This is a genomic window from uncultured Corynebacterium sp., assembly GCF_947253065.1.
Classification (GTDB): Bacteria; Actinomycetota; Actinomycetes; order Mycobacteriales; family Mycobacteriaceae; genus Corynebacterium.
This window is the reverse complement of record NZ_CAMXWS010000031.1, coordinates 1-23,319: the sequence shown is the minus strand read 5'-3', so window position 1 is coordinate 23,319 and position 23,319 is coordinate 1. Positions and strand designations below refer to the sequence as shown.

The following is a 23,319-nucleotide window of genomic DNA, read 5'->3' as shown; positions in this document are numbered from 1 at the left end:
CCAACCGTCTTTCACCGTCGTGCAGACCAATGAGCTGGAAAAACCCGGCAATTTCATTCAACCGGAATCATTCGTGCTCACCGTTGGTGCTGCATTCCGTGACCGCGAGGAGGACCTGCACAATTACATCGCGCACCTTGCTGGGAAAGGGGCTGTGGCCATTGGTTTTGGCATCAGCAGCGTGTTCGACGCGGTGCCTGAAGCGGTGGTGGACAGCGTGCGCGAACAGGGGATTGGGCTGTTTGAGGTCTCCCGGCCCGTGCCATTCTCTCGGATCTTGAGCGCGGTCAACGACGAACGGCACCGCCGCACCACCGCGGAACAACAACAACGCGACCACGCCCAGCAGCTCTTGCTGCAAGCCCAAGAAAAACTCACCCGGACAGCGACTTCTGGCGAACTGAGAGCACTGACGCGCGATGCGGCGGAAGCGCTGGAAGCACGGGTGAGAATCAAAGACCCAAATGGGCGACTGCTCGCCGAACAGGTCTCACGCAGCTTCAACGCCATGAAGAAGACCTATTCGAGCTCCTACAAGATCAGCTCCGAGACCCAACAGCCATACACGGTTGAGGTGACGTCTACGCGGGCGATCACTGATGAAGACCGTTCGCTGATCCGCCACTACGCTGGACTCGCCGCCACGCTTCTAGCCCGGCCAGCGCAATTGCGACGTATACACAATCAGCTCAATTCCTTCGCGCTTCGGCTCCAGCTCGGCATCAACGACGGGGCAGACGACTCCAGTGATCTTTATGCCGACACGTTGGATTCGCCTCTCGACGCTGACGGTTTCACCCGCCCCATCGTCATTGCCGCACAATCCCGCCTTGCGATGCAGACGGTGTGGGAAAAGCTAGATAGGGAAGCACAACAGCGCGATGAACTCCTGCACGCGCTCAATATTTCCGAGGCTGCTTTCCTGCTCGCTGTCCGGCCGGAGGCGAGCGTGCGCAGTGTCTTGGATGATCTTGGCGAGCACAGCGATCGCGTCCGCATCGCCGTGGGAAGTCCGGTGCAGTTGAAGCAATTGACTCTCGAGCAAATTGACCAGCTGGCCTTAAGAACAAAAACGCTCAAGCCCGGTGATGTCGCCCAAACCAATGATTCGGGCTTGCCGTGGCTGCGTGAACCGGGAGTCGCAGAGGCACTCGCTGCCCGGTACGAGGAGATCTTTGGTCGGCTTGTCAGCTATGACGCCGCCCATGGGACGGATTATGAAATCACGTTGGCACAGTATCTGCGGCACAGTGCCCAGCTGGGTGGCACTGCCGAGGCACTCGGGGTGCACCGGCACACCGTGCGCACCCGGATCGCCAAAATTCAGAAGCTGTGTGAGATCAGCCTGGACAACCCCGCTCATTTCAGCGAGGCCTACCTGGCCATGACCGCATTCGCGCCTTAGGCGCGTGCGCGTCGGGCCAAGGTATTGCCCAGCGACTGGATGGCCTGGACGATGATGATCAAAATGACCACCGTCATCAGCATCGCCAGCGAATCGAATTGCTGGTAGCCATAAGAGATAGCCAGGTCACCAACACCACCGCCGCCGATTGTGCCGGCCATGGCCGTTGCAGAAATCAGACCGATCGTGGCCGTAGTGACAGCCAGGATGATCGAGGACTTCGCCTCCGGCAGCAGGAAGTACCGGATGGTCTGGAACAAGCTGGCACCCATGGAATCAGCCGCTTCGGTGATGCCGGCGTTCACCTCAAGCAGAGACTGCTCGATCAGACGTGCAATGAAGGGCGCGATGTACAGGGTCAACGGCACCAGCGCCGCGGTGGTGCCAATCGCGGTACCAGCGATCACACGAGTAAATGGACTAATCGCCACCAGCAAGATGATGAACGGCAAGGAACGAATAATGTTCACGCACACATTCAGCGCACCGTAAATCACCTTGTTCGGCTTCAACCCGCCAGGACGGGTGATCACCAGGGCCAATGCCAGCGGAATACCCAAAAGGGCACCGAGGAACAGCGAAATGCCCACCATGTAGAGGGTCTCGCCGAAGGAATCGATGTACATCTCCGGGGTGACACGCGAACCAGTGGTGTCACGCCACCAAGAATTGAGCTGATTCATTTTCGGATTACACCTCGTATTTCTTCACCAGTGCACGCGAGAGAGCCTCACGTGCAGTGGCATCGAGTTCAGGTGGGATGACGGTGTCCACGAATTTCCGCGTCAGCTCATGCTGCGGGTTCGCAAAAACCTTGGCCACCGGGCCAGATTCCACGAGCTGGCCTTCAGAGAGCACCGCGACATTGTCGGCCAGACGGGCGATCACGTCGATCTGGTGGGTGATGATCAGAATCGTCACACCCAGTTTCTCATTGATATTGCGCAGCAGATCGAGGATCTGATTGGTGGTGATGGGGTCGAGGGCGGACGTTGGTTCGTCGCAAAGCAGCATCGTGGGGTCGGTGACCAGCGCACGTGCGATGCCCACGCGTTGCCGCTGACCACCGGAGAGCTGGCGTGGCTTGTGGTCGGCGCGATCGGTCAGGCCGACCATCTCGAGGACCTCGGCGGTGCGGCGCTCGATCTCGGCCTTCGGCGCCTTGACCAGCTTCAGTGGCGTAGCCACGTTTTCAGCGACCGTCTTAGTTTCCAAAAGGTTGACGCTTTGGAAGACCATGGCGACTTTCCGGCGCAGCTCGCGCAGCTCAGACGTACCAAGAGCGGAAGGATTCTGCCCGTGGACCGTCACCGTGCCAGTGCTCGGTGTCTCCAGGCCATTGACCATTCGGATCAGCGTGGACTTGCCGGCACCCGAGGTGCCCACAACACCAGTGACACTTCCTTCCGGGACGGAGAAAGTGATGTCATCCAGCGCGGTGAATGTCTTATCGCGCGTCGGGAACACCTTGCCGACATGGTCGAATACGACAGCGTCAGTCATGAAAACTCAGTTCGCTTATTTCAGGGAATCGGGGAGGAACCAGTAGTTGTTCTCGTTCTGGGAGTCGAAGAACTCCTTGAACTCTTCCGAACGGTAGGCATCAGAAACTGCCTGTACCCACGGCTTGTCTTTCTTGTCCTCGGTGGTCACTGCAACGAGGATCAGCTCTGGACGCAGCTCCTCCTGGAAGACCTGCAGCTTCGGGTCGAGGTTAGCGGAGTAGCTCATCGAGCCCGGAATAGCAGCCCAGTCCAGATCCGGCAGGGAGCGGGACAGGTTCGCGGAATCCATCGGCTCAATCTTCAGGTTGTGCGGGTTTTCCGCAATATCGGACTCTGCGAGAAGAGCTTCGTCGGCGTCGTCGCGGAGGGTGATCCAGCCGGCGTCGACAAGCATGTGGATCGCACGGGACTTATTCGAGCCGTCGAGTGGAATACCAACGGTCTGGCCGTCAGCGACCTCGTCCAAAGACGTGTACTTCTCGGAGTACAGGCCAGCAGGAACGGTCGGGACCTCGGTAATAGAAGTCAGGTTTGCACCCTTCTCCTCGTTAAACACCTTCATCCACGCGGTGTGCTGATCAACGTTGAGGTCGGCAGAACCCTCCGCGAGAGCGGTGTCAGCCTGGGTGAGGTCGGTAAAGCTCTGGAAATCCACCGTGTAGCCCTCATCCTCCAGGATCGGGGCTACGCCTTCCTCGAAGAGCTCGGAGTACGGGCCCGGTGAGGTAGCAACGCGGATGGTCTTGTCATCTCCAGCATCGTTGCTATCGCTCGATCCGCATGCGGCGAGACCGAGCGTGAGTGTGCCAGCGAATACAGCTGCGGTGACCTTCTTGAACATGAAGAAGTCCTTTCAGATAGCTATTTTTAACGTTAGATCATGATAAACAGCACGGTTCATTAAAGCAAGACAGATCAGTCTATAGATGTGGCATGGACACACCCCATCGCGCAGACGCGTACCCTAGTCACCATGACTCAGAAGACTCAGACACTGACGTTCCACACCAACCACGGCGACATCGTCGTCGACCTGTTTGGCAACCACGCCCCGAACACCGTCGAAATCATCACCGGTCTGGCTAAGGGCACCCAGGAATACACCACCAAGAACGCCTCCGGCTCCAACGAAGGCCCGTTCTACGACGGCGCGATCTTCCACCGCATCATCCCCGGCTTCATGATCCAGGGCGGCGACCCGACCGGCACCGGCACCGGCGGCCCGGGCTTCCAATTCGCAGACGAGTTCCACCCGGAGCTCCAGTTCGACCGCCCGTACCTGCTCGCCATGGCTAATGCCGGCCCGGGCACCAACGGCTCCCAGTTCTTCATCACCGTTGCTCAGACCCCGCACCTGAACAACCGCCACACCATCTTCGGTGAGGTCACCGACGAGGCATCGCAGAAGGTCGTCGACGAAATCTCCAACGTGCAGACCGGTCGCATGGACCGCCCGGTCGAGGACGTTGTGATCAACTCCGTCACGGTTTCCGATTAATTGAACCGCGTCCTTTCCGGCGCCCCCGCCACAGCCACCATTGCGTCGCTGTGTGTGGGGGCGTTCATCATTGCAGCATTCCAAGCACATTCGCTTATCGACGTCATCTGGACCTCCCGCACCGGCACCGCCACCGTGCTGTGGGGCCCCTTCGTGGCGAATGAACCCTTAGGTCCGCTTCGGGCCGTGACCTCCGGGTTCATGCACCTGGACATCACGCACCTGACCGTGAATGTGCTCATGCTCGTCATTGTCGGCGCAGCAGTCGAACGCGCCGTGGGCACCGGGCCATTCGTGCTGGCCTACCTGGCAGGCATTCTCGGCGGGTCAGCCGCGGTGCTCTTGTTTGGCTTCGATGAGCCCACCGCAGGTGCCTCCGGTGCGCTCTATGCCCTCATGGCCATGCTCGTCGCCATCGCTGCCCGCAGTCGCGCTGACCTGCGTGCACCTCTGGTGTTCGTGATCGGAAACCTCATCTTCACCCTGATCACACCCAATGTGAGCCTGTGGGGTCACCTCGGCGGCCTCATCGCCGGTGCGCTCATGGCAGCACCGTTGACTTCGGAAAAAATGCGTGTCCGGTGGGGTGGGGCAGCAACGGGCGTCGTGGTCGCGGCGGCTGCTGTAGCAGTACCGCTCTACGCGTAACCACGGTTGCCAGCGTCTTCTGCTTTTTCGGCACACTCTGCAGCAGCATCAGCCATGCCCCGGATTCTAAAGGCGGAAGCGTGTAAATGCGCGATAAAAAGTTATCCACAGGCTGTGGAAGAACCTGTGCATAAGTCACTTCCGTACCACCTTCCACAGGCTGTGGATAAGTGAAATTCATCGCTGCGAACAGTACTTTTCACAATTATTCAACGAGCTTGTGCACAGGTCTGTGGAATGCGTCCTGCGGGTTTATGGCTGGGGATGGTTGGGGATAAGTCGGTGTACAACACGCCGCGTTTTCCACACCTTCCACAAAGCGCAGGAAGTGAAGTGGGCATGAAAAAACCAGCGCGGTGAAGCGCTGGCTCTTTGGGGTGGGGGAAGGCTTAACGCCAACCCATCGTCATCAACAGGCCAATGATGAAGCCACCGAAACCGATGGCGTAATTCCACGGGCCCAGCTGAGTCATGAACTCGATCTGATTACCAGCCAGGTAGTTGACCACCAGCCACAGCAGGCCGACGAGCATGAAACCGAACATAAGCGTCTTGTACCAGACCGGGGTGCCGCCGGTGTTGATCTTCACCGGGGTACGGTTCGCGCCGGTGGAAGTAGTGGTCGACGGGGTGCTGACGGTGTCTTTAGTGACCTTTGCCTTAGGCATGTTGCACGTCCTTCATCGTGTGTCGCGCGGGACCACTTGCATTGAGGCCAACACGCGAAAAAGAGAGAGTCTCTTGAGGTTTTCTTCTGTGCGGTGACTTTACCAGCCCTGCACCGCAAGCTCCTAGCAGCAGTGCAGGGTGAGGGCTGGGCTAATTATCGCGGTAGGAGGTTCTCCACACCATCGCGGAGCGGGTTCTTCCACAGATCCACGGTGATGTCGGCGTCCTTGCGGACCTCCTCTTCCGAACGCGGACGGTGGCCAGCGATCAGACCATGATCATTGATATCCGGGGTGTCCACTGGGGCACCGAATTTCAGCTTGCCGGTCCAACCCTGGTTGCGCAGAGTTTGTTCTGCCTGCTCAGGGGTCTGGCGCACCAACTTCGGCATCTTGAACAGCATGCCGTTGGAGACACGCAGCTCGATCGTCGTGCCACGGTCAACCTCGCTGCCCTCACCAGCGACAGCGAGAACCTCGTCCTTCGGCTTCGTCGAATCAGCCTCGACCGTGGTGGCCTTGAGCCCCAGGGAGGACAGCACGGATTCAGCCTGGCCAGCATTCATGCCCTCCAGCGACGGAACCTGGATCTTCTCCCGGCCCTTTGACACCGTCACGGTCACCTTCGAACCCTTAGACAACTGGGAACCAGCAGCTGGGTGCTGATCCATGATCATTCCCTCGGGAATATCGTCGGAGAATTCACGCTTGATGTCGTCGTTAAGCTTGAGCCCTGCTTTTTCAAGCTCCGCGGCTGCATCCTGCGGGCTCATGTCGCTGACATCCGGCACGTCTGTGACCTCGCGCCCCGAAGACACCGTCATCGTGATATTCGTGCCCTTCTGCAATTGCGAACCCTCAATCGGATTCGTGCTCAACACCTGGCCACGCGGAATATCCGGGTGCGGTGCCTCGTTGACCGTGACCTGCAGGCCGAGCTTTTCCAATTCCTTCACGGCCTCATCACGGTTCTTGCCCACGACCTTGGGCACGAACACCATGTTCTGGGCAGCTTCCTGCTCACGATCACTGCGGACCTTATTAAACGCGAAAGCGCCACCACCCAGCAGCAACACAGCCGCCATGAGCAGTGCCAGAATCTTCATGCCCGTGTTATTGGCACCCTTCTGCGTCTCCTTACGGTGCTGCAGATAACGGCTTTCCTCCACTGGGGCAGGAGCATCAGTCAGATCCGTTTCGGACAGGTGATTGCGTGCCGCCTCCGTGACCGCGCCGCGCTCCAGGCGCTCCAGGTCATCGGCCATTTCCAACGCCGTCTGGTAACGATCCGCCGGGTGCTTTGCCATCGCGGTGAGAATCACTGCATCCACATTGACTGCCTCGGACTCCGAAAGGCCCGAAATGCGCGAGCTCGGCGGCTCCGGATCCTCCTGAACATGCTGGTACGCCACCGCGAACGGAGTCTCGCCCTCAAACGGCGGGGTACCCGTGACCGCCTCGTACATGACGCAACCCAGGGCGTAAATATCACTCCGGCCATCCGCGGACTTACCGCGCGCCTGCTCCGGCGACAAGTACTGCGCAGTACCGATCACCGCGGACGTCTGCGTCATGGCAGCCGTCGAATCATCCAATGCACGTGCAATACCGAAATCCATCACGCGCACCTCACCGGTGCTGGTGACCATGATGTTCGCCGGTTTCACATCGCGGTGAATGATCCCCGCATCGTGGCTCGACTGCAGTGCCAACGTCACAGGGAATAGCATCGCCGCAGTCTGCTCAGGGCGCAGCGGACCGTCCTCGCGAACAATATCGCGCAGGTTCCGGCCCTTCACGTGCTCCATCACGATGTACGGGATGGAAATGCCCTCAACGACCGTCTCTCCCGTGTCGTACACAGCGACGATATTCGGGTGATTCAACCGTGCCGAATTCTGCGCCTCCTTGCGGAAACGCTCACGGAAATTCTCATCCCGGGCCATGTCGATCTTGAGCATCTTCACGGCCACTTCGCGTCCAAGCAGCGTATCGGTGGCCACGTAGACATCCGACATGCCGCCGGTGCCAATGGAATTACCCAGCTCGTAACGGTCGCCGATGAGAGTCATTTTCGAAGCTTCCTTATATGGGGTTATGGGTTGGGCAGGCCCGGGAGTTCAAGGCCAGGGATCAGTTCGTCTTCAGCCGGCGGCTGCTGCTGCGTCGGGGAAGGCTGGCGTGGTTCCGACGGCTGCGCGGTCGGCTGCTCGGGCGCATGCGTCGGCTGCTGCTCAGCCTCCGTTGAACGTTGCGTTGGCCGCTCTGTTTCCGGCGAATTGTACAGCGTGGACGGCGAAGGCCGGGTAGGACGCTCGCGAGATGTGGGCTCCTCAGAAGCAGTTTCAGTCTCCGTGACCGTTTCGGTCGGGGTGCTGGTCTCTGCCGTACTGGAACTGGTCGTGGTGGTCGGTTCATCCTTACCGCCACCGTCGAAGACGCCGGAGGTGAATGCCCACACCGCGGCAACGCCGGCAAGCAGGACCAGAAGCGCGATGAGAACACCAGTGCCGAATGCGCCGCTGTTGTTCTTCTTCTGTGGCTCGGCCGGCGGGTGCACCGCTTGGCGCTGAGGCCGCGGTGCCGGGTGCTGTCCGGAAAGCGGTTGCGCCGGTTGCATCGTCGTCGGCTCGGTCACCGCAGCGAGCTGCGCGGTGGACTCCTGCGGAGTCGGCTCCACCGGGACACGCTTCGTGGTGGCCGTGACTGGGCGCTCACCCGCACGGGCAGCAGCGATCGCCGCCTGGAATTCCGTACCATCAGCAAAGCGCGTATTCGGGTCCTTACGCAGAGCAATCCCGATCAGTTCACGCGCCGGGGCGCTAATCTGCGTCGACATCGCCGGCGGCTCATTATTCACATGCGCGAGCGCCACGGACACAGACGAATCGCCCGTGAAGGGCCGTTTGCCGGTCAGTAGTTCGTAGCCAACCACGCCGAGTGAGTACACGTCGGATGCTGCGGTGACCTCAAGTCCCTGTGCCTGCTCCGGGGAAACATAGTGAGCAGTGCCCACCACCATCCCGGTGCGGGTCAGCGGCACGGCGGCAGCGGCCTTGGCAATACCGAAGTCAGTGATCTTCACCTTGCCGTTCTGGGTGATCATGAGGTTGCCCGGTTTGATATCGCGGTGTACCAGGCCCAATTCGTGGATCACGGCAAGACCGTGGGCGGCCTGCTCAAGAACGTCGAGAGCGAGTGCCTCATCGAGCTTGCCTTCTCGCGCAATCAGGTCCGCCAGGGATTCGCCACGGATGTACTCCATGACGATGAAGCAGACATTGAAACCTTCACGCGATGGCACCTCGCGGTAGTCGTAGGTGGCCACGACATTGGAGGAATTGATGCCTTTCGCAGAATTCGCCTCATTGCGGAACCGGGTAAGAAACTCTTCGGTGCCGGAGAATTCCGGGCGCAGGACCTTGATGGCTACTTCGCGGTCGTTGGCGGGGTCGTCGGCAAGCCAGACGGTGGACATGCCACCGTGTCCGATGATCCATTGGAGCTGGTAATCGGAGCCGATGATTTCCTGGAGTTCAGCGCGATTGTCGGTGTGCATTACTCAGCTCCTCCTGCGGGTTGATTGTCGTCCTGCTTCTTTGGGGCCGGGGCGGCAGCGAGAATCGTGCGACCGATCGGGGCGGCGACCTGCCCGCCCGTGGCACCTGCGCCGAGTCCGCCGCCGTTCTTCACCACAACTGCGACAGCGACGTCCTTGTCCGGGTCGAATGCGACGTACCACGTGTGCGGTGGCAGGTCTTCGCCGTGTTCGGCGGTACCGGTCTTGGAGGCATAGCCGTTGCCGTTGTAGCCGTAAGTGTTCCGCTCGGAGCGGAACATCAGGTCAGTGATGGTCTCCGCTTCATCGGGGGAGACAGCTTCGGCTGCCTGGCGCGGACGGATGGTGCGCACCGTCTTCATGTTCGGGTTGACCACGCGGGAGACCACGTGCGGTTCCATGCGGCGGCCTTCATTGGCAACAGTTGCCGCCATCACGGCTGCCTGCATCGCGGTCATAGTCACATCGCGCTGACCAATCGCAGACATGCCCACGGCAGCGAGATCCTCCAGCTCACCGAGGGAACCAGCCGCATTGGGCAGGCCCAGGTCGTACTGCTGGCCAACGCCGAAAGCGGTGGCGGCATCGCGGATCGGGTCATCACCGAGGTCGGTGGCCATCTGCACGAATGCGGTATTGCACGACAGCATGAACGCAGTACGCAGCGTCGTCTGGGTGGAACCACCGCACGTATTGCCGCCGTAGTTGGTCAGCTGCACCTCCGTGCCGGGCAGGGTGATTGCGGATTCACCGGTCAGTGGGGAATCCGGGGTGTACCCATTCTTCAATCCAGCAGCGGTAGTGATGATCTTGAAGATTGAGCCCGGCGGCAGCTGCTCCTGCGTTGCATGATTGAGCAGCGGGTTGCCCGGAGCTTCATTGACCTGCTTCCAAGCATCTTCGGCAGTGGCGTCGTTGACGATCGAATTCGGGTCGTATGACGGGTTCGATGCCATCGCGAGCACCTCGCCTGTCGACGGCCGCAGCGCCACCACCGCGCCCTGGTAATTCCGGCTGTCCAGCTGGTCATATGCGGCAGCCTGTGTCTGCGGGTCAAGCGTGAGCTCCACCGAGTCACCCACGCGACCATCCTGGCGGGTACGCAAGAAACGAGTGCCCTTCGCGCTGGATTCACCGTTCAGGTCAGCATTGAAGCCGGCCTCGATGCCAGAGACACCGTAGCGGTCAGAGAGGTAACCCACGACCGGAGCGAAAGAGTACGGCATATTCGGGTAGCTGCGCTTGAAGAAGCCATCGCCGACTGGGTCCGACTTGGCCAGCACCTGGCCACCAGCGCTGATCTGGCCACGCTCGACCTTCTGCGCCTCAATGAAATTGCGGTTATTCAGCGGGTTGCGGGCGTATTCATCCTCATGGAAGGCCTGCACCCAGGTGAAATTAGCCAGCAGGAGGACAGTGAGCAGGATGGAGCCGAATGCGCCCCAACGAATCGACGTATTCATCTAGCGCACCCCCGCGAGTACAGATCGGCCAGCGCCGGTAACGCTGCTGTCATTATCGGTGTCCTCGACCGGACGGTTCGCATTATTGGAAATGCGCAGCAGCAGGCCGAGCAGAACATAATTAGCCATGATCGCCGAACCACCGGCGGACATGAACGGTGTGGTCAGACCCGTCATTGGCAGCATTGCCGACACACCGCCAGCGACCACGAAGATCTGCACAGCGATCGTCAGTGCCAGACCGGACGCAACGAGTTTGCCGTAGGTGTCGCGCACTGCCAGGGCAGTGCGGAAGCCACGGGTGATGAAGATGGCGAAGATGATCAGCACTGCTGCCAGACCGATCAGGCCGAGCTCCTCACCGATCGCGGCGAGAATGTAATCCGAGTGAGCCACAGGCACCATGTGCGGGTGGCCGAAGCCCAACCCGGTGCCGGTCACGCCGCCCCAGCTCAGACCGAACAGAGCCTGGGAGGGCTGGTAGCCAGTGGTGTCGTAATTAGCCAGCGGGTCCAGGAAATTGGACACGCGGTCTTGAATCTTTGAGGACACGCGGTACACGGCGAGGGCACCCACGGCGACCAAGCCCAGGCCAATGACCAGCCAACTAGTGCGACCGGTGGCGAAGTACACCATGCCCAGCACGGTGGCGAACAGCAGCAGCGCCGGACCGAAGTCATTGGAAATGCCCATGATGACGATTGCGATCGCCCACACCATAAGGATCGGCGCCAAGTCACGCAGGCGCGGGAACGTCATGCCCAAGAAGCGGTAGCCAGCCACCGTGAACAGGGAGCGCTTCTGCGCGAGGAGCTGCGCGAAGAAGAGCAGCAGGAGAATCTTGGAGAATTCGCCCGGCTGGATCGAGAACGGGCCGAGCCAGATCCAGATGCGGGCCTCCGCGTCCGGCGGTTGTGGCCACACCAGTGGCAGGGCGAGCAGCACAATGCCACATAGTCCCAGCAAGTACGAGAAACGGGTGAGCTCACGGTGGTCACGCACGACCAATAGTGTGGCCACCAAAAACAGGATGCCCACCAGCGACCAGATCATCTGACGTGGGGCGAGCCCGAAATCTGTCTCCAGGTCAAGGCGGTAAATCATCACCAAGCCCAGCGCATTCAGCGTCGCAACCAACGGCAAAAGCACCTGGTCAGCGTGCGGTGCGGCATAACACATGGCCACGTGTGCAATCGCGTACACACCGATGAAACCACCGACGAGCCAAAGCATGTCCACCGTCAGAGCATTGCCCTGAGACAGCTCAAGCCCAACGAGCATGAGCAGCAACAAAGCCGCCGACAGGATCAGCAGGAAAAGTTCCTGGCCGCGCGAGAACAACTGACGCATTTATTTCACCTCCCGGCAGTTAGGGGAGGGGGCCTCAGATTTAGCATCAGCAGGCTTATCGACGCACGCCGGCAGCGCCCCGTCGGCAAGCCTGTTCATCTGCTCCGTGACCTCGTTGTACGTGCCGCTGCCCAAGTTGTGCACGCGGCCCTGCGTTGCTTCATCGAGGTCACTGAGCGCGAAACGACGGCAATCCTCCGGAACATTATTGGTGTCCACCAAACGGATCTGGTTGTCGTTGTTGATGCACACGCTCTGGACAGGTTCATGCAGATCACGCCCGAAAATGGAGCCGTTCAGGCCCTGTTCGATGACAAATTCATCCTGCTCGTTCGTGGCCACGAAGTAGGTGTCTGAACGAGCATTATCGAACCACCACAGCCCGCCAATCCCGAGCAGAGCGATCGCGAGCACACCGATTATCCACGGCAACTTGGAGCGGCGTCGGTGATCCTCCTCATCGTCGGAGGCCGGCTCTTCTTTTTTGCCCGATGCCGCGGACTTCGATGCCCGCTGTGCGCCCATCAACTTCGCTGCACGACCGGCAGCCGTATCCGGGTGGGTCGGTTCTTCGCCGACAGCGAGCGCGCCGACCATTGCCGAAGAGGTCGGCAGTTCTGGGCAGTCGGTGGAATTCGAATCCACCACATCAGCCACGACAACGGTGACATTATCGGGACCACCAGAGCGCAAAGCGAGCTCGATCAGACGATTCGCAGCCTGCTCCGGGGTGCCCTGAGCCAACGCCTCCTCGATGGTGGTGTGCGTGACCGGGTCCGACAGGCCATCGGAGCACAGCAAATAACGGTCGCCGACCTGAGCAGGGAAAAGCTCCAGGCGCGGTTCCACCGGACGGCCGGTATAAGCCTTGAGAATCAGCGATTTCTGCGGGTGCGAGGACACATCCTCCTGCTTGAGCTTGCCCTCATTGACCAGGGACTGGACAAACGTATCGTCCTCCGTGATCTGGGTGAGCTCCCCATCGCGCAGACGGTAGCCACGGGAATCGCCCACGTGGATCATTCCCATGTTCTCGCCATCGAACATCAACGCAGTCAGCGTCGTGCCCATGCCGTCCTGCTCCGGGTGCTGTGCGATCGATTCCGAGATCGACGCATTCGCATCATCAGCAGCTGCACCCAACAGAGCCAGAATGTCCGCATCCTCCGGATTCCGGTCCAGGTGCTCCATGTGCTCCACCATCAGCTGGGAAGCGACTTCGCCTGCGGCGTGGCCTCCCATGCCGTCGGCAAGCAGCAGCAGATGCGGGCCAGCGTAGGCCGAGTCCTCATTATTATCGCGAACCAAACCCCTGTCGGACCCTGCGAAGAAGTTGAGCTTCAAGTTCGTCATGGCATCAACCTCACAATCGTGCGCCCCATCTTGATGTCAGTTCCCACCTGGACGCGCTCAGGTTGGTCGATCCGCATCCCGGCCACAAACGTGCCGTTACGCGAATCCAAGTCTTCCACGAACCAATCCGATCCGCGGCGGAACAGACGAGCATGCCGCGAAGATGCGAAATCATCGCCCAGCACAAAGTCATTATCGTCCGCACGGCCCAGCGTGAGGTCCTCCAAAGTGGAGACATTCATGTGGGAACCGCGCAGCGGGCCTTCAACCACGACCACTTCGTGGGCCTTCTCACGGCGTGTCGACGCCGGCACCGGCGCAGCACCCGTTCGGCGCTGTGCCACCTCAGCAGTTTTGATATCGCGGCGCTGCACAGCGAGCACCACAAAGATGAAAAGCCAGAGAAGAATGAGGAGGCCGAAGCGGGCCCCGAGCATCAATGCAGAGTCCATAAGTTAAAAAGCCACCTTACTGACTTGCCGTCTCGCCGTGGGGGCGCGTACCCGAGATACGCACCTCAATATTCGAGTGGCCCACCGTGATCACATCACCGTCAGCCAACTCCCAATTCTCCACCGGCTGATCATTCACCGTCGTGCCATTCGTGGACTGCAAATCCACCAAGAATGCCGTCGAACCATCCCAAATCACTTCCGCATGTTGGCGCGAGACACCCGTGTCCGAGAGGCGGAAATCGCAATCATTAGAACGGCCCAAGACATTAGAACCCTCGTGCACCGGGTACGTACGCGACGACCCATCCAGCAACAACAGGCTCACGGCAGGACCGCCAGCGCCGGAACCATTCGGAGTGGCGGCGTGAGGGTTGGTCATGGATGCCTCCTGGTGGTGAGGTGAACGGTCAGACAAAATCGCGTCGAACCCACTTGGCACATCCGGCTCCTCGTCCACATACGACGACACGCGCAGCTGACCAGTCCGCAAACCGGACTCCTCAGCCACACGCACCACGACGGGGCCATACAGGCCAATGTTTTGATTACGGATGAACCGGGTCAGCTGACTCGCAAGGTCGTTGGGCAGATCCGGGTCCTGCGAGAGGTTCTCCAGATCCTTGCTGGACACGCCAATTGCGTACACATTCGGCGCGATCAGCTCGTCATATTCGTTATCGAACAGGCCGTCTGCCATTTCCTGCTTCAATAGCTCTTCAAGCTCAGCCGGAACCACGCGCCCGCCGAAAATAGCGGCGAAGCCATTGTCCAGCCCACGCTGCAACGAACTATCGAATTTGGCGAGCTTGTCCAACAACGACATGTGCCCACACCTCCTTCCGGATCAGTCAACCGCGGTACTCCCAGCGGTAGTGTTTCGACAGACAGTATAGAGTTCCAGATCCTCACAACCTAGTGACAGCGCCGAAAACCCCCTTCTTCCAGTGAATTTGGAGGTTTATAGAGGGCTCGTGCTATGTTTACTTAGTCGCCCGCCCGGGTGGCGGAATTGGCAGACGCGCTGGCTTCAGGTGCCAGTGTTCGCAAGAACGTGGGGGTTCAAGTCCCCCCCCGGGCACAAACGGAAGGCCCGTCGATAAGCGCAATGTGCTCATCGGCGGGCCTTCCGCGGTACCATTTTCCCTGTACAGAAGGATAATTTAATGAACGACATCGCACGCAAGGCGGGTGCTGAATTCCTGGCCACCCTGCTGTTCGTCTTTGCCATCATCACCGCTGTTGCTGAGGCTGGCCAGTTCGCACCTATCGCCATCGGTCTCGCACTGATGGTCCTCGTCTACGCCACCGGCCACATCTCCGGCGGCCACGTCAACCCGGCAGTCTCCCTCGGCGCATGGATCCGTGGCGCCATGACCGCTACCGAAATGGTGACCTACTGGGTTGCACAGGTGCTCGGCGGTGTCGTCGCTGCACTGATCTGCCGCGCTGTCCTGCCGATGGCTGATGAAGCAGCACAGATCGAGACCGGCCCGGCCTTCATCGTCGAAGCTGTCTTCACCTTCATCCTCGTCTTCGTCGTTCTCAACGTCGCTACCGCAAAGGCCAACGACGGCAACTCCTTCTTCGGCCTCGCAATCGGTGCGACCGTCATGACCGGTGCTTTCGCAGTCGGCCCGATCTCCGGCGGAGGCTTCAACCCGGCTGTTGCTTTCGGCCTGTCCGTCAACGGCAACTTCGACTGGTCCAACCTGTGGGTCTACGTGCTGGCTCCGTTCGTTGGTGCTGCGCTCGCTGCTCTCGCATTCCGCGTGCTCAGCCCGGCTGACCACGAGCACGACCTGGAGGCTTAAACCCCGGGGCGGTAGCCGCATGCCGTCATTACACTGGCCGGCATGCCTATTTCCCCGATTCCCGGCTACCTGAACTCCATCCTCGACGAAGTCAGGGACAACACCGACGGCGCCAACGCCGACTACATCGAAACGTTGCGCACCGCAGACCCCGACAAGCTCGCACTCGCAGTGTGCACGCGCGGCGGAAACCTTTATTCCGTCGGAGATGATGATTACGAGTTCTCCATCCAGTCCATTTCCAAGCCTTTCGTTTACGCGATCGCGTTGGATCAGGGCGGGGTGGAAAATGTTCACAGTGTCGTGGGGATGGAGCCGTCCGGCGAAGCTTTCAACGAGCTCTCGCTTGACGACGACACAAAGCGCCCCACCAACCCCATGATCAATGCTGGGGCGATCGCGGTGAACCAACTGGTGGCGGGAACGGACGCCCCCGTCGAAAAGCGCTCTGCCATGGTCTTGGACGTCTTCTCCAAGCTGGCAGGGCGCTCTTTGCGTTTTGATGAAAATATCATCCAAGCCGAACTTTCCACCGCCGACCGCAACATGGCGCTTGCCCACATGCTGCGCGTCTACGGCATCATCGAAGACGATGTCGACGACGCCGTGACCAGCTACATCCGGCAATGCTCCATCATGGTCACCGTCAAAGATCTCGCCGCGATGGCCGCGACCCTGGCGAATGGCGGCATCCAGCCCGTCACCGGTGAGCGCGTGCTAAGCGCCGAAGCCTGCCGTCTCACCCAGTCCGTCATGGCGTCCGCCGGCATGTACGACGGCTCTGGGAAATGGATGAGCACCGTCGGCATCCCAGCCAAATCAGGTGTCGCTGGCGGGCTGATCGGCACCCTGCCCGGCCAACTCGGCGCCGCGTCCCTCTCCCCACGCCTGAATGAGAATGGCAATTCCGTCCGCGGTGTAGAAATCTTCCGCCGCCTCTCTAAAACGCTCGGCCTGCACATGATGGGCTCGCATTACTACTCCGCGCCCGGCATTCGCTCCGTGCGCCGCGAGGGCGAGACCAATGTTGTACGCCTGCAGGGCATGATCAACTTCACCGCCGCCGAGCAGATCCTGCACGAACTCATCGAACGCGAACTCGTGGGCGATGAGCTCGTCCTCGACTTCTCGCACGTCACCTCATTCAACCTGGCCGGCCGCCGCCTGATCAAAGAAGGCCTGCGCCAATTCCGCGAAGAAGGATTCGACGTTGCCGTCTACGACCCCGAATCCGCCATGCCCGACTATGAATTCTCCGACGGCACCCACGTGGAATCCATCGAGGACTTCACAGACTCATTCACCGTCAGCGTCTCGCCGAAGGATGCCTACAGCGTCATCTCCAAACCACAAGAATGGTGGGAAGACGATGAAACGGACCAGTTCACCGTGGGCAAAAGCGACGAGGACCAACGCGTCGTGCTGCACAGCGAACCGACCGGCGAGGACTTCATCTTCGACCTCGACGAAGACGAAGACGGCGCCACCCGCGTGCAGCTCACGCACCGTGGCCTGCGCCCCAATTTCGAAGAAGCAGCCGAGCGCTGGCACGAACGCATTCGTGAGCGCCTCGACCCGCTGATCAACCGCGAGGAAGACTAGCCCCAGTCGCCGAGTGCGCCCTCCAGCGCACCCAAAGCCGCCGCCACGATCGGTTCACGCTGCTCATCAGGGCAGCCCGCATCCACCCAGTCCAGGCACACGGCCTCCACGAACCCCAGGAAGCCAGACACAGCGAGCGGGCGGTCGCCGACCAAACCAAGCAGCTTATCGACGACCCCATCCCTCCTCTCAATCCCCACAAACTGCGCCTCCGCCGGTGTATCCCCACGCGTGACCGCAGCCCACGACAACGGGTCCGCCGCGATGTGGTCGAGGTACGTCACAACCAAGGCGCGCACCGTATCCCGCTTCGGCGAATTGGGCGGCAGCTGCGCAATTGCCTGATCCATTTCTGCATCCAGCTGGCTCAAACGGCGCTCCACAACAGCCGCATAGATCTCCGCTTTCGACGGGAAATGGTGGAATAACAGCCCTTCGGAAACCCCGCACTCTTGCGCCACTGCGTGCGTGGACACCCCGTAGTAGCCATGTTCAGCAAAGAGCTCACCTGCAACATCAAGAATCTGTGCTCGGCGCTGTTCGACTGGCAGGCGACGTCGCTTAGCGTGCTCTCCCTGATCAACCATGGTGAGAACACTAACACCGTGCTGGTACCATCGGCCGCATTATTGAGCCATGCTCAGTTTTAGCTCAAGGCAGGAGGAATCATGCTCGACAGCACGATCTGGTGGCACGTCTATCCGCTTGGCGCAACAGGCGCCCCGATCCGCGACCGCGCCGGGGACGGCTCTGACGCTGCGCCGCGCCTGCGCCAGCTCGAACCCTGGTTGGACTACCTCATCGAACTCGGCTGTGACGGCCTGCTCCTGGGGCCGATTTTTGAGTCCGTCGGCCACGGCTACGACACCCTCGACCACTACCGCATCGACTCCCGCCTGGGCACCAATGACGACTTCGATCACCTCATGGAGGCCTGCCGTACGCGCGGCATCAAGGTGATGCTCGACGGGGTTTTCAACCATGTGGCGGTGAGCCACGCGGTCGTCGATAAGGGCCTTGCGGGCAGTACCAACTGGGAAGGCCATGATGAGCTGGCCACCTTGCACCACGACGACGAGCGCGTGCGCGAGATGGTCACCGACATCATGAAGTTCTGGCTCGCACGCGGCATCGCCGGCTGGCGCCTCGACGTTGCCTATTCCGTCCCGGGCGAATTTTGGACCGACGTGCTCGGCCGCGTCCGCGCCGACTACCCGGATGCGATGTTCCTCGGCGAAGTCATTCACGGCGACTACGTGCAAATCACCCGTGACGGCACCCTCGACGCCGTCACCCAGTATGAGCTGTGGAAAGCCATCTGGAGCTCGCTCCACGACGCCAACTTCTGGGAACTCGACCACGCCCTTAACCGCCACCGCGACATCTCGCGCGAAATCCTCACCAACACGTTCGTCGGCAACCACGACGTGGACCGCATCGCCAGCAAAATCGGCCAAGACAAAGAAATCCTCGCCCTTGCCATCCTGCTGACCCTGCCCGGTATGCCCAGCATCTACTACGGCGACGAGCAAGGCTTCGAAGGGATGCGCGGCGAAGGCTTCAGCGCCGACGACGCCGTCCGCCCGCCGCTCCCCGCGACCCCTGGCGAACTGTCTGATCTCGGCGCCTGGATCTACCGCGAACACCAAGCGCTCATCGGCCTACGCCGCCGCAACCAGTGGCTCACGCACGCCGACATCGAAGTGCTCGACAAAACCAACGAGACCATTAGCTACCGCGTCTTCACCGAAAACGAGCAATTGCTTATCGACGCCTCACTCACCCCCACCCCCCACATTCGCATCCACACCGACGGCGAAACGCTCTACGAGTGGACTGCCTAGAACGGATGTAGCGAAAAATCTTTGCCTGTGGTGGAACCTGCACTTCACGCCTCATTTTCTGCGGTTTTCGCGCGTGAAACCTGTGGATAGATTTCACGTGAAACTGCGAATTCCACAGGCTTTTTCGCGTCCCCTGGACCCGTCTTTCGTTGCCGTTTAGCGTTTGGGGTATGACAGCTTTTGACGCGTTTTTGGGCTCTCTTGCAAGTCCGATGGATATCCTGGCGGGGTTTGATCGTCAGGCTGCTTGTGCTGCTGGCGTCAAACCTGCCACCTACCAAGCCTGGGGGCGTGCCCATAAAGTCTATTTCGGCACGACGCGGTACCGGCGTCAGCAGGCCAATGCGGTGCGTGTGGCCCGGACGACGGGCAAGTCGTTGGACCAGGTTCTGTTCATCGAACAACAAGTCGCGTCCTTGTCCGCGGAGGGTGAGAAGTGGAAGACCCGCCTGGCCCTGCTTTCGGTGCGTGGCGACTTTAAAGCGTTGCAGCGCCGCGCCAAAGACATCATGCCTGAGGCCGATAAACCCGCCCCGGAATCGAAGGTGCGGTTTGGTAAGTCCTGTAAAGGCAAGCGGACTTTTTCTGCCACGGGTGATGAACACCTGATCGCCGCATTAGAGCACACCTTGCGCCGGGGGCTTAATCCGGATCGGCCGGATGCCCCGCAAATGTACGAGGCGTTCGCGGATCTGCTTCGTGATGGTGGTGGTGTCCCCACGGCCGCCCCACGTCCGTTGGTGGTGGTTCCGGTGCCGGAGTACTTCAAGATCTTGGGCGGTGATGGCGATGAAACCATCCTGGGTTTATCTGATGGTACGACGATGACGGGTGCGGAGTTCCTCGCGGAGCATTACGGCAAGGATTTAGAAGTTGGTTTGTTCCACCCGCAGGCGGGTCCGGTGAATTTGTATGACGCGAAACGTTGTGCCAACGCTAAGCAGCGTGATTTGGCTCGGGCGACGCTAACGACATGTCCGGTGCCGGATTGTCGTCATGCTGCGGATCATTGCCAGGTGCATCATGTCACCCCGTGGGTGGCTGGTGGGCAGACGAATATGAACAATCTGTCGGTGTTGTGTAGGTATCACAACCTCACCAATGATGATGACCCACTGCGAAAACATCGGGGGCGAATACGCATCCGGCACGGAACACCCGTGTGGGTTTCACCCCGTGGGAAACCCGTGCCGAACACCACCCACCAGTACGGGGCGATGCACCTACTGTTCGGGCAATGATCGGAAGGTAGTTACACAGTTACACAGTTACACAGTTACGCGTAACTAGCGGGTGAGTATTTCCTCTGCCCGCAAACCAACGCAAAGCGGCCGTAGGCACACGCTGATTACGCATGCCTACGGCCGCACAGCCACGCCCAAAAACGTTTAGCGCATCAGGTCGCGTCCGTACTTGAGCGCGAAGGTGAGTGCCTTTGCCCATTTCTCGGGGGCGATGCCCTCGGGCCCGGCGATGGGGACGATGCGCTGTTCAGCGACGGTGCGGGACTCGGTGTACTTGAGCAGTCCGCCGTCGCCGTGGCGGCGACCAACACCGGAGCGCTTCCAGCCACCCATCGGTGCGCCCATGGAGGACCAGCCGGCACCGTAACCTTCGTTGATGTTCACGGTGCCTGCCTGCAGCTGCGATGCGATCTTGTGCGCGGTGGCTGGCTTGCCAAAGACGGAGGCGTTCAGGCCGTATTCGGTGTCATTGGCCTTCGCGATGGCTTCCTCGTGGGAGTCAACGACCTCGATATAGACGACCGGGCCGAAGATTTCCTCGCGGTACAGACGTGCTTCCTCGGGCACATTGAGCAGGACGGTCGGCGCGTAGAAAGCCGGGCCGAGGTCGGGCAGGCGCTTGCCGCCGGTGGCGACGGTCGCACCCTTGCTCACCGCATCGTCGACGAATTCAGCAACGGTGTCTGCGTGGCCTTCGTTGATGAGGGAGCCCATGTCGATGTCCCAGTCGTGGCCAGCACCAATGCGCATCTTTTCGACGCTCCGCACAAACGCCGGGATGAATTCATCCGCGACAGCGCGGTGGACGTACATGCGCTCGATGGAGATGCACAGCTGGCCGGTATTGGAGAAGCAGGCGTGGCGGACGCCGCTGACGACCTTGTCTACGTCAGCATCAGCGGTGACGATCAGCGGGTTCTTTCCGCCGAGCTCACCGGAGAAGCCGATGAGGCGCTCACCAGCTTGAGCAGCGAGCTGCGCACCGGTGTCGGAGGAGCCGGTGAACATGAGGAAGTCGGTTTCCTTCACCAGCAGCTGGCCAACTTCGCGGCCGGAGCCAGGTACGACGTTGAGGACGTCTTTCGGCAGCCCAGCTTCAGCGAAGAGTTCGGCGGCACGCTGCGCGGTCAAGGGAGTGGAGGAGTCGGGCTTGAGTACGACGGTGTTGCCGGCGAGGATCGCCGGGATGGCGTCGGAAAGGCTGAGCACGAGCGGGTAGTTCCACGGTGCGATGATGCCGACGACACCGACGGGTGCGTGCTCGACGCGGGTCTTCGTCGCGATTGGCAGTGCGACCTTGGCGCGGTCGTTCTTGAGCAGTTTCTCGGCGCGGTACGCGTAATGACGTGCGGTCAGTGCGCTATCGAGGACCTCTTCAAAGGCGGAGCGGCGGTTCTTGCCGTTCTCGTCCTGGATCAAGTCCAGGAGTTCTTTTTGGTGCTTGAGCACGAGGTCGTGGTAGCGCAGCATGATCTTTTTGCGCTCTTTGATTGGGGTGGCGGCCCATTCGGGTTGCTTGGCGCGGGCACGTTCGATGTACTCGCGTGCGGTGTCCGCGGAGTGGTAGTTCGTCGTGCCGACGATGGAGCCGTCAGCCGGGTTTTCAATGGTCTTTGTCGTGTTTTCCTGGGTCAGCTGCGTCGTCATAACCCCCAAACATAGTGCAGAGTCGGGGGTGTGGGCAGGTGCTTTGGTGAGAAAAATCAAACACCCAGGAAGCGACGTACAAGACTGCGGTATGCGCGTGCGGTGAGTTCGACGTCTTCGACGTGGACGAATTCGTCGTGGGAGTGGAGTTGGTCGAGGACTTCACCGAAGCTGCGGCGAGCGGTATGGAGGGCGAAGCCGTAGCCGACGCCGCCGAGTCGTCGTCCGAAGCGGAGGTCGGAGCCGCCGGCAGCGATGGTGGGCACGATCTTGGCGGAGGGGAAGAACTCGCGGTAGGTGTCCACGATGGCGTCGTAAAGCGGGCCGGAGGTGGGGGAGAGGGTCGCTTCTTCTGTGATCAAGTGCTCGATGTCGACGCGATCGGCCAGGTCGCCGAGTGCTTCGCGCAGTAGCTTATCGACGTCCCCCTGCCCCTGCCCCGGCAACGGCCTGATATCCAACTCGATGTAGGCGGTAGACGGCAGCACGTTGATGGCGCCGCCAGCGCGCAGCACAGTGGGGGAGACGGTGAGGTGGCTCATGGCGTGCGAGTAGCGGGCGAGTGGGCCGAATGCTTCGTAGTTCTCGCCGGCAATGAGCGCTGCTTCGGTTTCGGGGTCGAAGCGGAAGGAGCGGACGTAGCCTTGCCACAGGTCATCGGAGACTACGTCGGGTTCGATCGCGGCGAGACGTTGCGCGACTTCGCCGATGAGTCCGACGGTGAGTTCCCGGCCGTATGGCGCAGAGCCGTGACCTGCGTCGCCGTGGATCGTGATGCGGCGCTGTGCTGCTCCTTTTTCACCCACGACGACCACGATGGCGTCTTCGCTGGGGTCCTGCACTGGGATGTGCGATCCGCCGGTTTCAGACAGGCAGTTGCGCCAGCTGAAGGCTTCGGGTTCGTTTTTGGCGATCCAACCGGCGCCGAGTCCGCCGCGGGCTTCTTCGTCGGCGCAGGCGACGAAGGTGAGCGTGCCGCGGGGCGGGGTGCCGGCCTGCGCGGCTTCGGCGACTTCCCTGGTCACGGTAGCCATCGCGGCGGTGATGAAGAGCATATCGGTGGCGCCGCGACCGTAGATGCGGGTGCCATCTTCAGCTTCGACGACTTCAGCACCAAAGGGATCGCGGGTCCACTTGTCCTCGTCGATGGGGACGACATCGGTGTGGCCCAGCAGAGTGAGAGGCTCAGCGTCTGGGTCGCTGCCGGGGACAGTGAAAGCGACTGACACGCGACCGGGGTGTGGCTCGAAGCGGCGGATCTCAACAT

The 23,319-nt window shown here is 60.6% G+C and carries 20 protein-coding genes, 1 tRNA gene and 1 pseudogene; 8 read left to right on the top strand and 14 right to left on the bottom strand.

The features are described 5' to 3' along the window. Positions 1–1,405: PucR family transcriptional regulator (locus tag Q0X21_RS07915; protein ID WP_297851365.1), on the top strand; the 1,405-nt coding region annotated here is incomplete at its 5' end. Here the strand turns inward: Q0X21_RS07915 and Q0X21_RS07910 are convergent. From Q0X21_RS07910 to Q0X21_RS07900, 3 genes and pseudogenes are all read right to left on the bottom strand, one after another. Continuing rightward, positions 1,402–2,088 carry a methionine ABC transporter permease gene (locus Q0X21_RS07910; protein WP_297851364.1) on the bottom strand — a complete coding sequence of 229 codons (687 nt, stop codon included), beginning with the start codon at positions 2,086–2,088 and terminating at the stop codon, positions 1,402–1,404. The two genes, Q0X21_RS07915 and Q0X21_RS07910, sit on opposite strands and share 4 nt — an antisense overlap. A 73-nt stretch (positions 2,089–2,161) precedes the next feature. Further along, positions 2,162–2,908, bottom strand: a pseudogene (locus Q0X21_RS07905) (methionine ABC transporter ATP-binding protein); the annotation flags it as partial. A gap of 15 nt (positions 2,909–2,923) precedes the next feature. Next, positions 2,924–3,751: a MetQ/NlpA family ABC transporter substrate-binding protein gene (locus Q0X21_RS07900; protein ID WP_297851363.1), complete on the bottom strand. Its 828-nt coding sequence runs from the start codon at positions 3,749–3,751 to the stop codon at positions 2,924–2,926. A 132-nt stretch (positions 3,752–3,883) separates the two neighbouring features. Here Q0X21_RS07900 and Q0X21_RS07895 point away from each other — a divergent pair, with 132 nt between their 5' ends. Then, the gene (locus tag Q0X21_RS07895) at positions 3,884–4,408 is read left to right on the top strand and encodes a peptidylprolyl isomerase (protein WP_297851362.1); all 525 of its coding nucleotides are present in this window, start codon (positions 3,884–3,886) and stop codon (positions 4,406–4,408) included. After that, positions 4,409–5,056 (top strand): rhomboid family intramembrane serine protease, encoded by a 648-nt coding sequence (locus Q0X21_RS07890; protein WP_297851361.1) that lies wholly within the window; start codon positions 4,409–4,411, stop codon positions 5,054–5,056. Between the two features lie 389 nt (positions 5,057–5,445). Here the strand turns inward: Q0X21_RS07890 and crgA are convergent, their stop codons facing one another. From crgA to Q0X21_RS07850, 8 genes are all read right to left on the bottom strand, one after another. Further along, positions 5,446–5,724 (bottom strand): cell division protein CrgA, encoded by a 279-nt coding sequence (gene crgA / locus Q0X21_RS07885; RefSeq protein ID WP_297851360.1) that lies wholly within the window; start codon positions 5,722–5,724, stop codon positions 5,446–5,448. Positions 5,725–5,879: 155 nt separating this feature from the next. Then, positions 5,880–7,796, bottom strand: coding sequence for a Stk1 family PASTA domain-containing Ser/Thr kinase (gene pknB, locus Q0X21_RS07880; RefSeq protein ID WP_297851359.1), 1,917 nt, complete (start codon positions 7,794–7,796; stop codon positions 5,880–5,882). Positions 7,797–7,819: 23 nt separating this feature from the next. After that, on the bottom strand, positions 7,820–9,283 hold the full coding sequence (locus Q0X21_RS07875) for a serine/threonine-protein kinase (RefSeq protein ID WP_297851358.1): 1,464 nt from the start codon (positions 9,281–9,283) through the stop codon (positions 7,820–7,822). Beyond that, complete coding sequence (locus Q0X21_RS07870; RefSeq protein WP_297851357.1) at positions 9,283–10,746, bottom strand: penicillin-binding transpeptidase domain-containing protein; 1,464 nt, start codon at positions 10,744–10,746, stop codon at positions 9,283–9,285. Before Q0X21_RS07870 ends, Q0X21_RS07875 begins: the two co-directional genes overlap by 1 nt. Next, positions 10,747–12,096: an FtsW/RodA/SpoVE family cell cycle protein gene (locus Q0X21_RS07865; RefSeq protein ID WP_297851356.1), complete on the bottom strand. Its 1,350-nt coding sequence runs from the start codon at positions 12,094–12,096 to the stop codon at positions 10,747–10,749. Then, positions 12,097–13,449, bottom strand: coding sequence for a PP2C family serine/threonine-protein phosphatase (locus Q0X21_RS07860; RefSeq protein WP_297851354.1), 1,353 nt, complete (start codon positions 13,447–13,449; stop codon positions 12,097–12,099). Next, positions 13,446–13,901, bottom strand: a complete 456-nt coding sequence (locus tag Q0X21_RS07855) for an FHA domain-containing protein (protein WP_297851353.1) — start codon at positions 13,899–13,901, stop codon at positions 13,446–13,448. The genes Q0X21_RS07860 and Q0X21_RS07855 overlap by 4 nt, the downstream gene beginning before the upstream one ends. A 16-nt stretch (positions 13,902–13,917) precedes the next feature. Next, positions 13,918–14,727 (bottom strand): DUF3662 and FHA domain-containing protein, encoded by an 810-nt coding sequence (locus tag Q0X21_RS07850; protein ID WP_297851352.1) that lies wholly within the window; start codon positions 14,725–14,727, stop codon positions 13,918–13,920. A 171-nt stretch (positions 14,728–14,898) separates the two neighbouring features. Between Q0X21_RS07850 and Q0X21_RS07845 the strand changes: the two genes are divergently transcribed. From Q0X21_RS07845 to Q0X21_RS07835, 3 genes are all read left to right on the top strand, one after another. After that, positions 14,899–14,982 (top strand) — tRNA-Leu (locus tag Q0X21_RS07845). 85 nt (positions 14,983–15,067) lie between these two features. Next, positions 15,068–15,715 carry an MIP/aquaporin family protein gene (locus Q0X21_RS07840; RefSeq protein WP_297851351.1) on the top strand — a complete coding sequence of 216 codons (648 nt, stop codon included), beginning with the start codon at positions 15,068–15,070 and terminating at the stop codon, positions 15,713–15,715. Positions 15,716–15,757: 42 nt separating this feature from the next. Next, positions 15,758–17,317: a glutaminase gene (locus Q0X21_RS07835; RefSeq protein ID WP_297851349.1), complete on the top strand. Its 1,560-nt coding sequence runs from the start codon at positions 15,758–15,760 to the stop codon at positions 17,315–17,317. Here the strand turns inward: Q0X21_RS07835 and Q0X21_RS07830 are convergent. Continuing rightward, complete coding sequence (locus Q0X21_RS07830; RefSeq protein WP_297851348.1) at positions 17,314–17,904, bottom strand: TetR/AcrR family transcriptional regulator; 591 nt, start codon at positions 17,902–17,904, stop codon at positions 17,314–17,316. The genes Q0X21_RS07835 and Q0X21_RS07830 overlap by 4 nt on opposite strands. 81 nt (positions 17,905–17,985) lie before the next feature. Between Q0X21_RS07830 and Q0X21_RS07825 the strand changes: the two genes are divergently transcribed. Together Q0X21_RS07825 and Q0X21_RS07820 are read left to right on the top strand one after the other, a co-directional pair. Then, complete coding sequence (locus Q0X21_RS07825) at positions 17,986–19,161, top strand: alpha-amylase family protein (protein WP_297851346.1); 1,176 nt, start codon at positions 17,986–17,988, stop codon at positions 19,159–19,161. Between the two features lie 170 nt (positions 19,162–19,331). Continuing rightward, positions 19,332–20,402 (top strand): HNH endonuclease signature motif containing protein, encoded by a 1,071-nt coding sequence (locus tag Q0X21_RS07820; RefSeq protein WP_297851344.1) that lies wholly within the window; start codon positions 19,332–19,334, stop codon positions 20,400–20,402. Between the two features lie 147 nt (positions 20,403–20,549). Here the strand turns inward: Q0X21_RS07820 and Q0X21_RS07815 are convergent, their stop codons facing one another. Both Q0X21_RS07815 and Q0X21_RS07810 read right to left on the bottom strand, forming a co-directional pair. Continuing rightward, positions 20,550–22,052 carry a succinic semialdehyde dehydrogenase gene (locus tag Q0X21_RS07815; protein ID WP_297851342.1) on the bottom strand — a complete coding sequence of 501 codons (1,503 nt, stop codon included), beginning with the start codon at positions 22,050–22,052 and terminating at the stop codon, positions 20,550–20,552. A gap of 56 nt (positions 22,053–22,108) precedes the next feature. Continuing rightward, positions 22,109–23,319, bottom strand: a 1,211-nt coding sequence (locus Q0X21_RS07810) for a M20/M25/M40 family metallo-hydrolase (RefSeq protein WP_297851340.1), incomplete at its 5' end; no start/stop codon positions are given.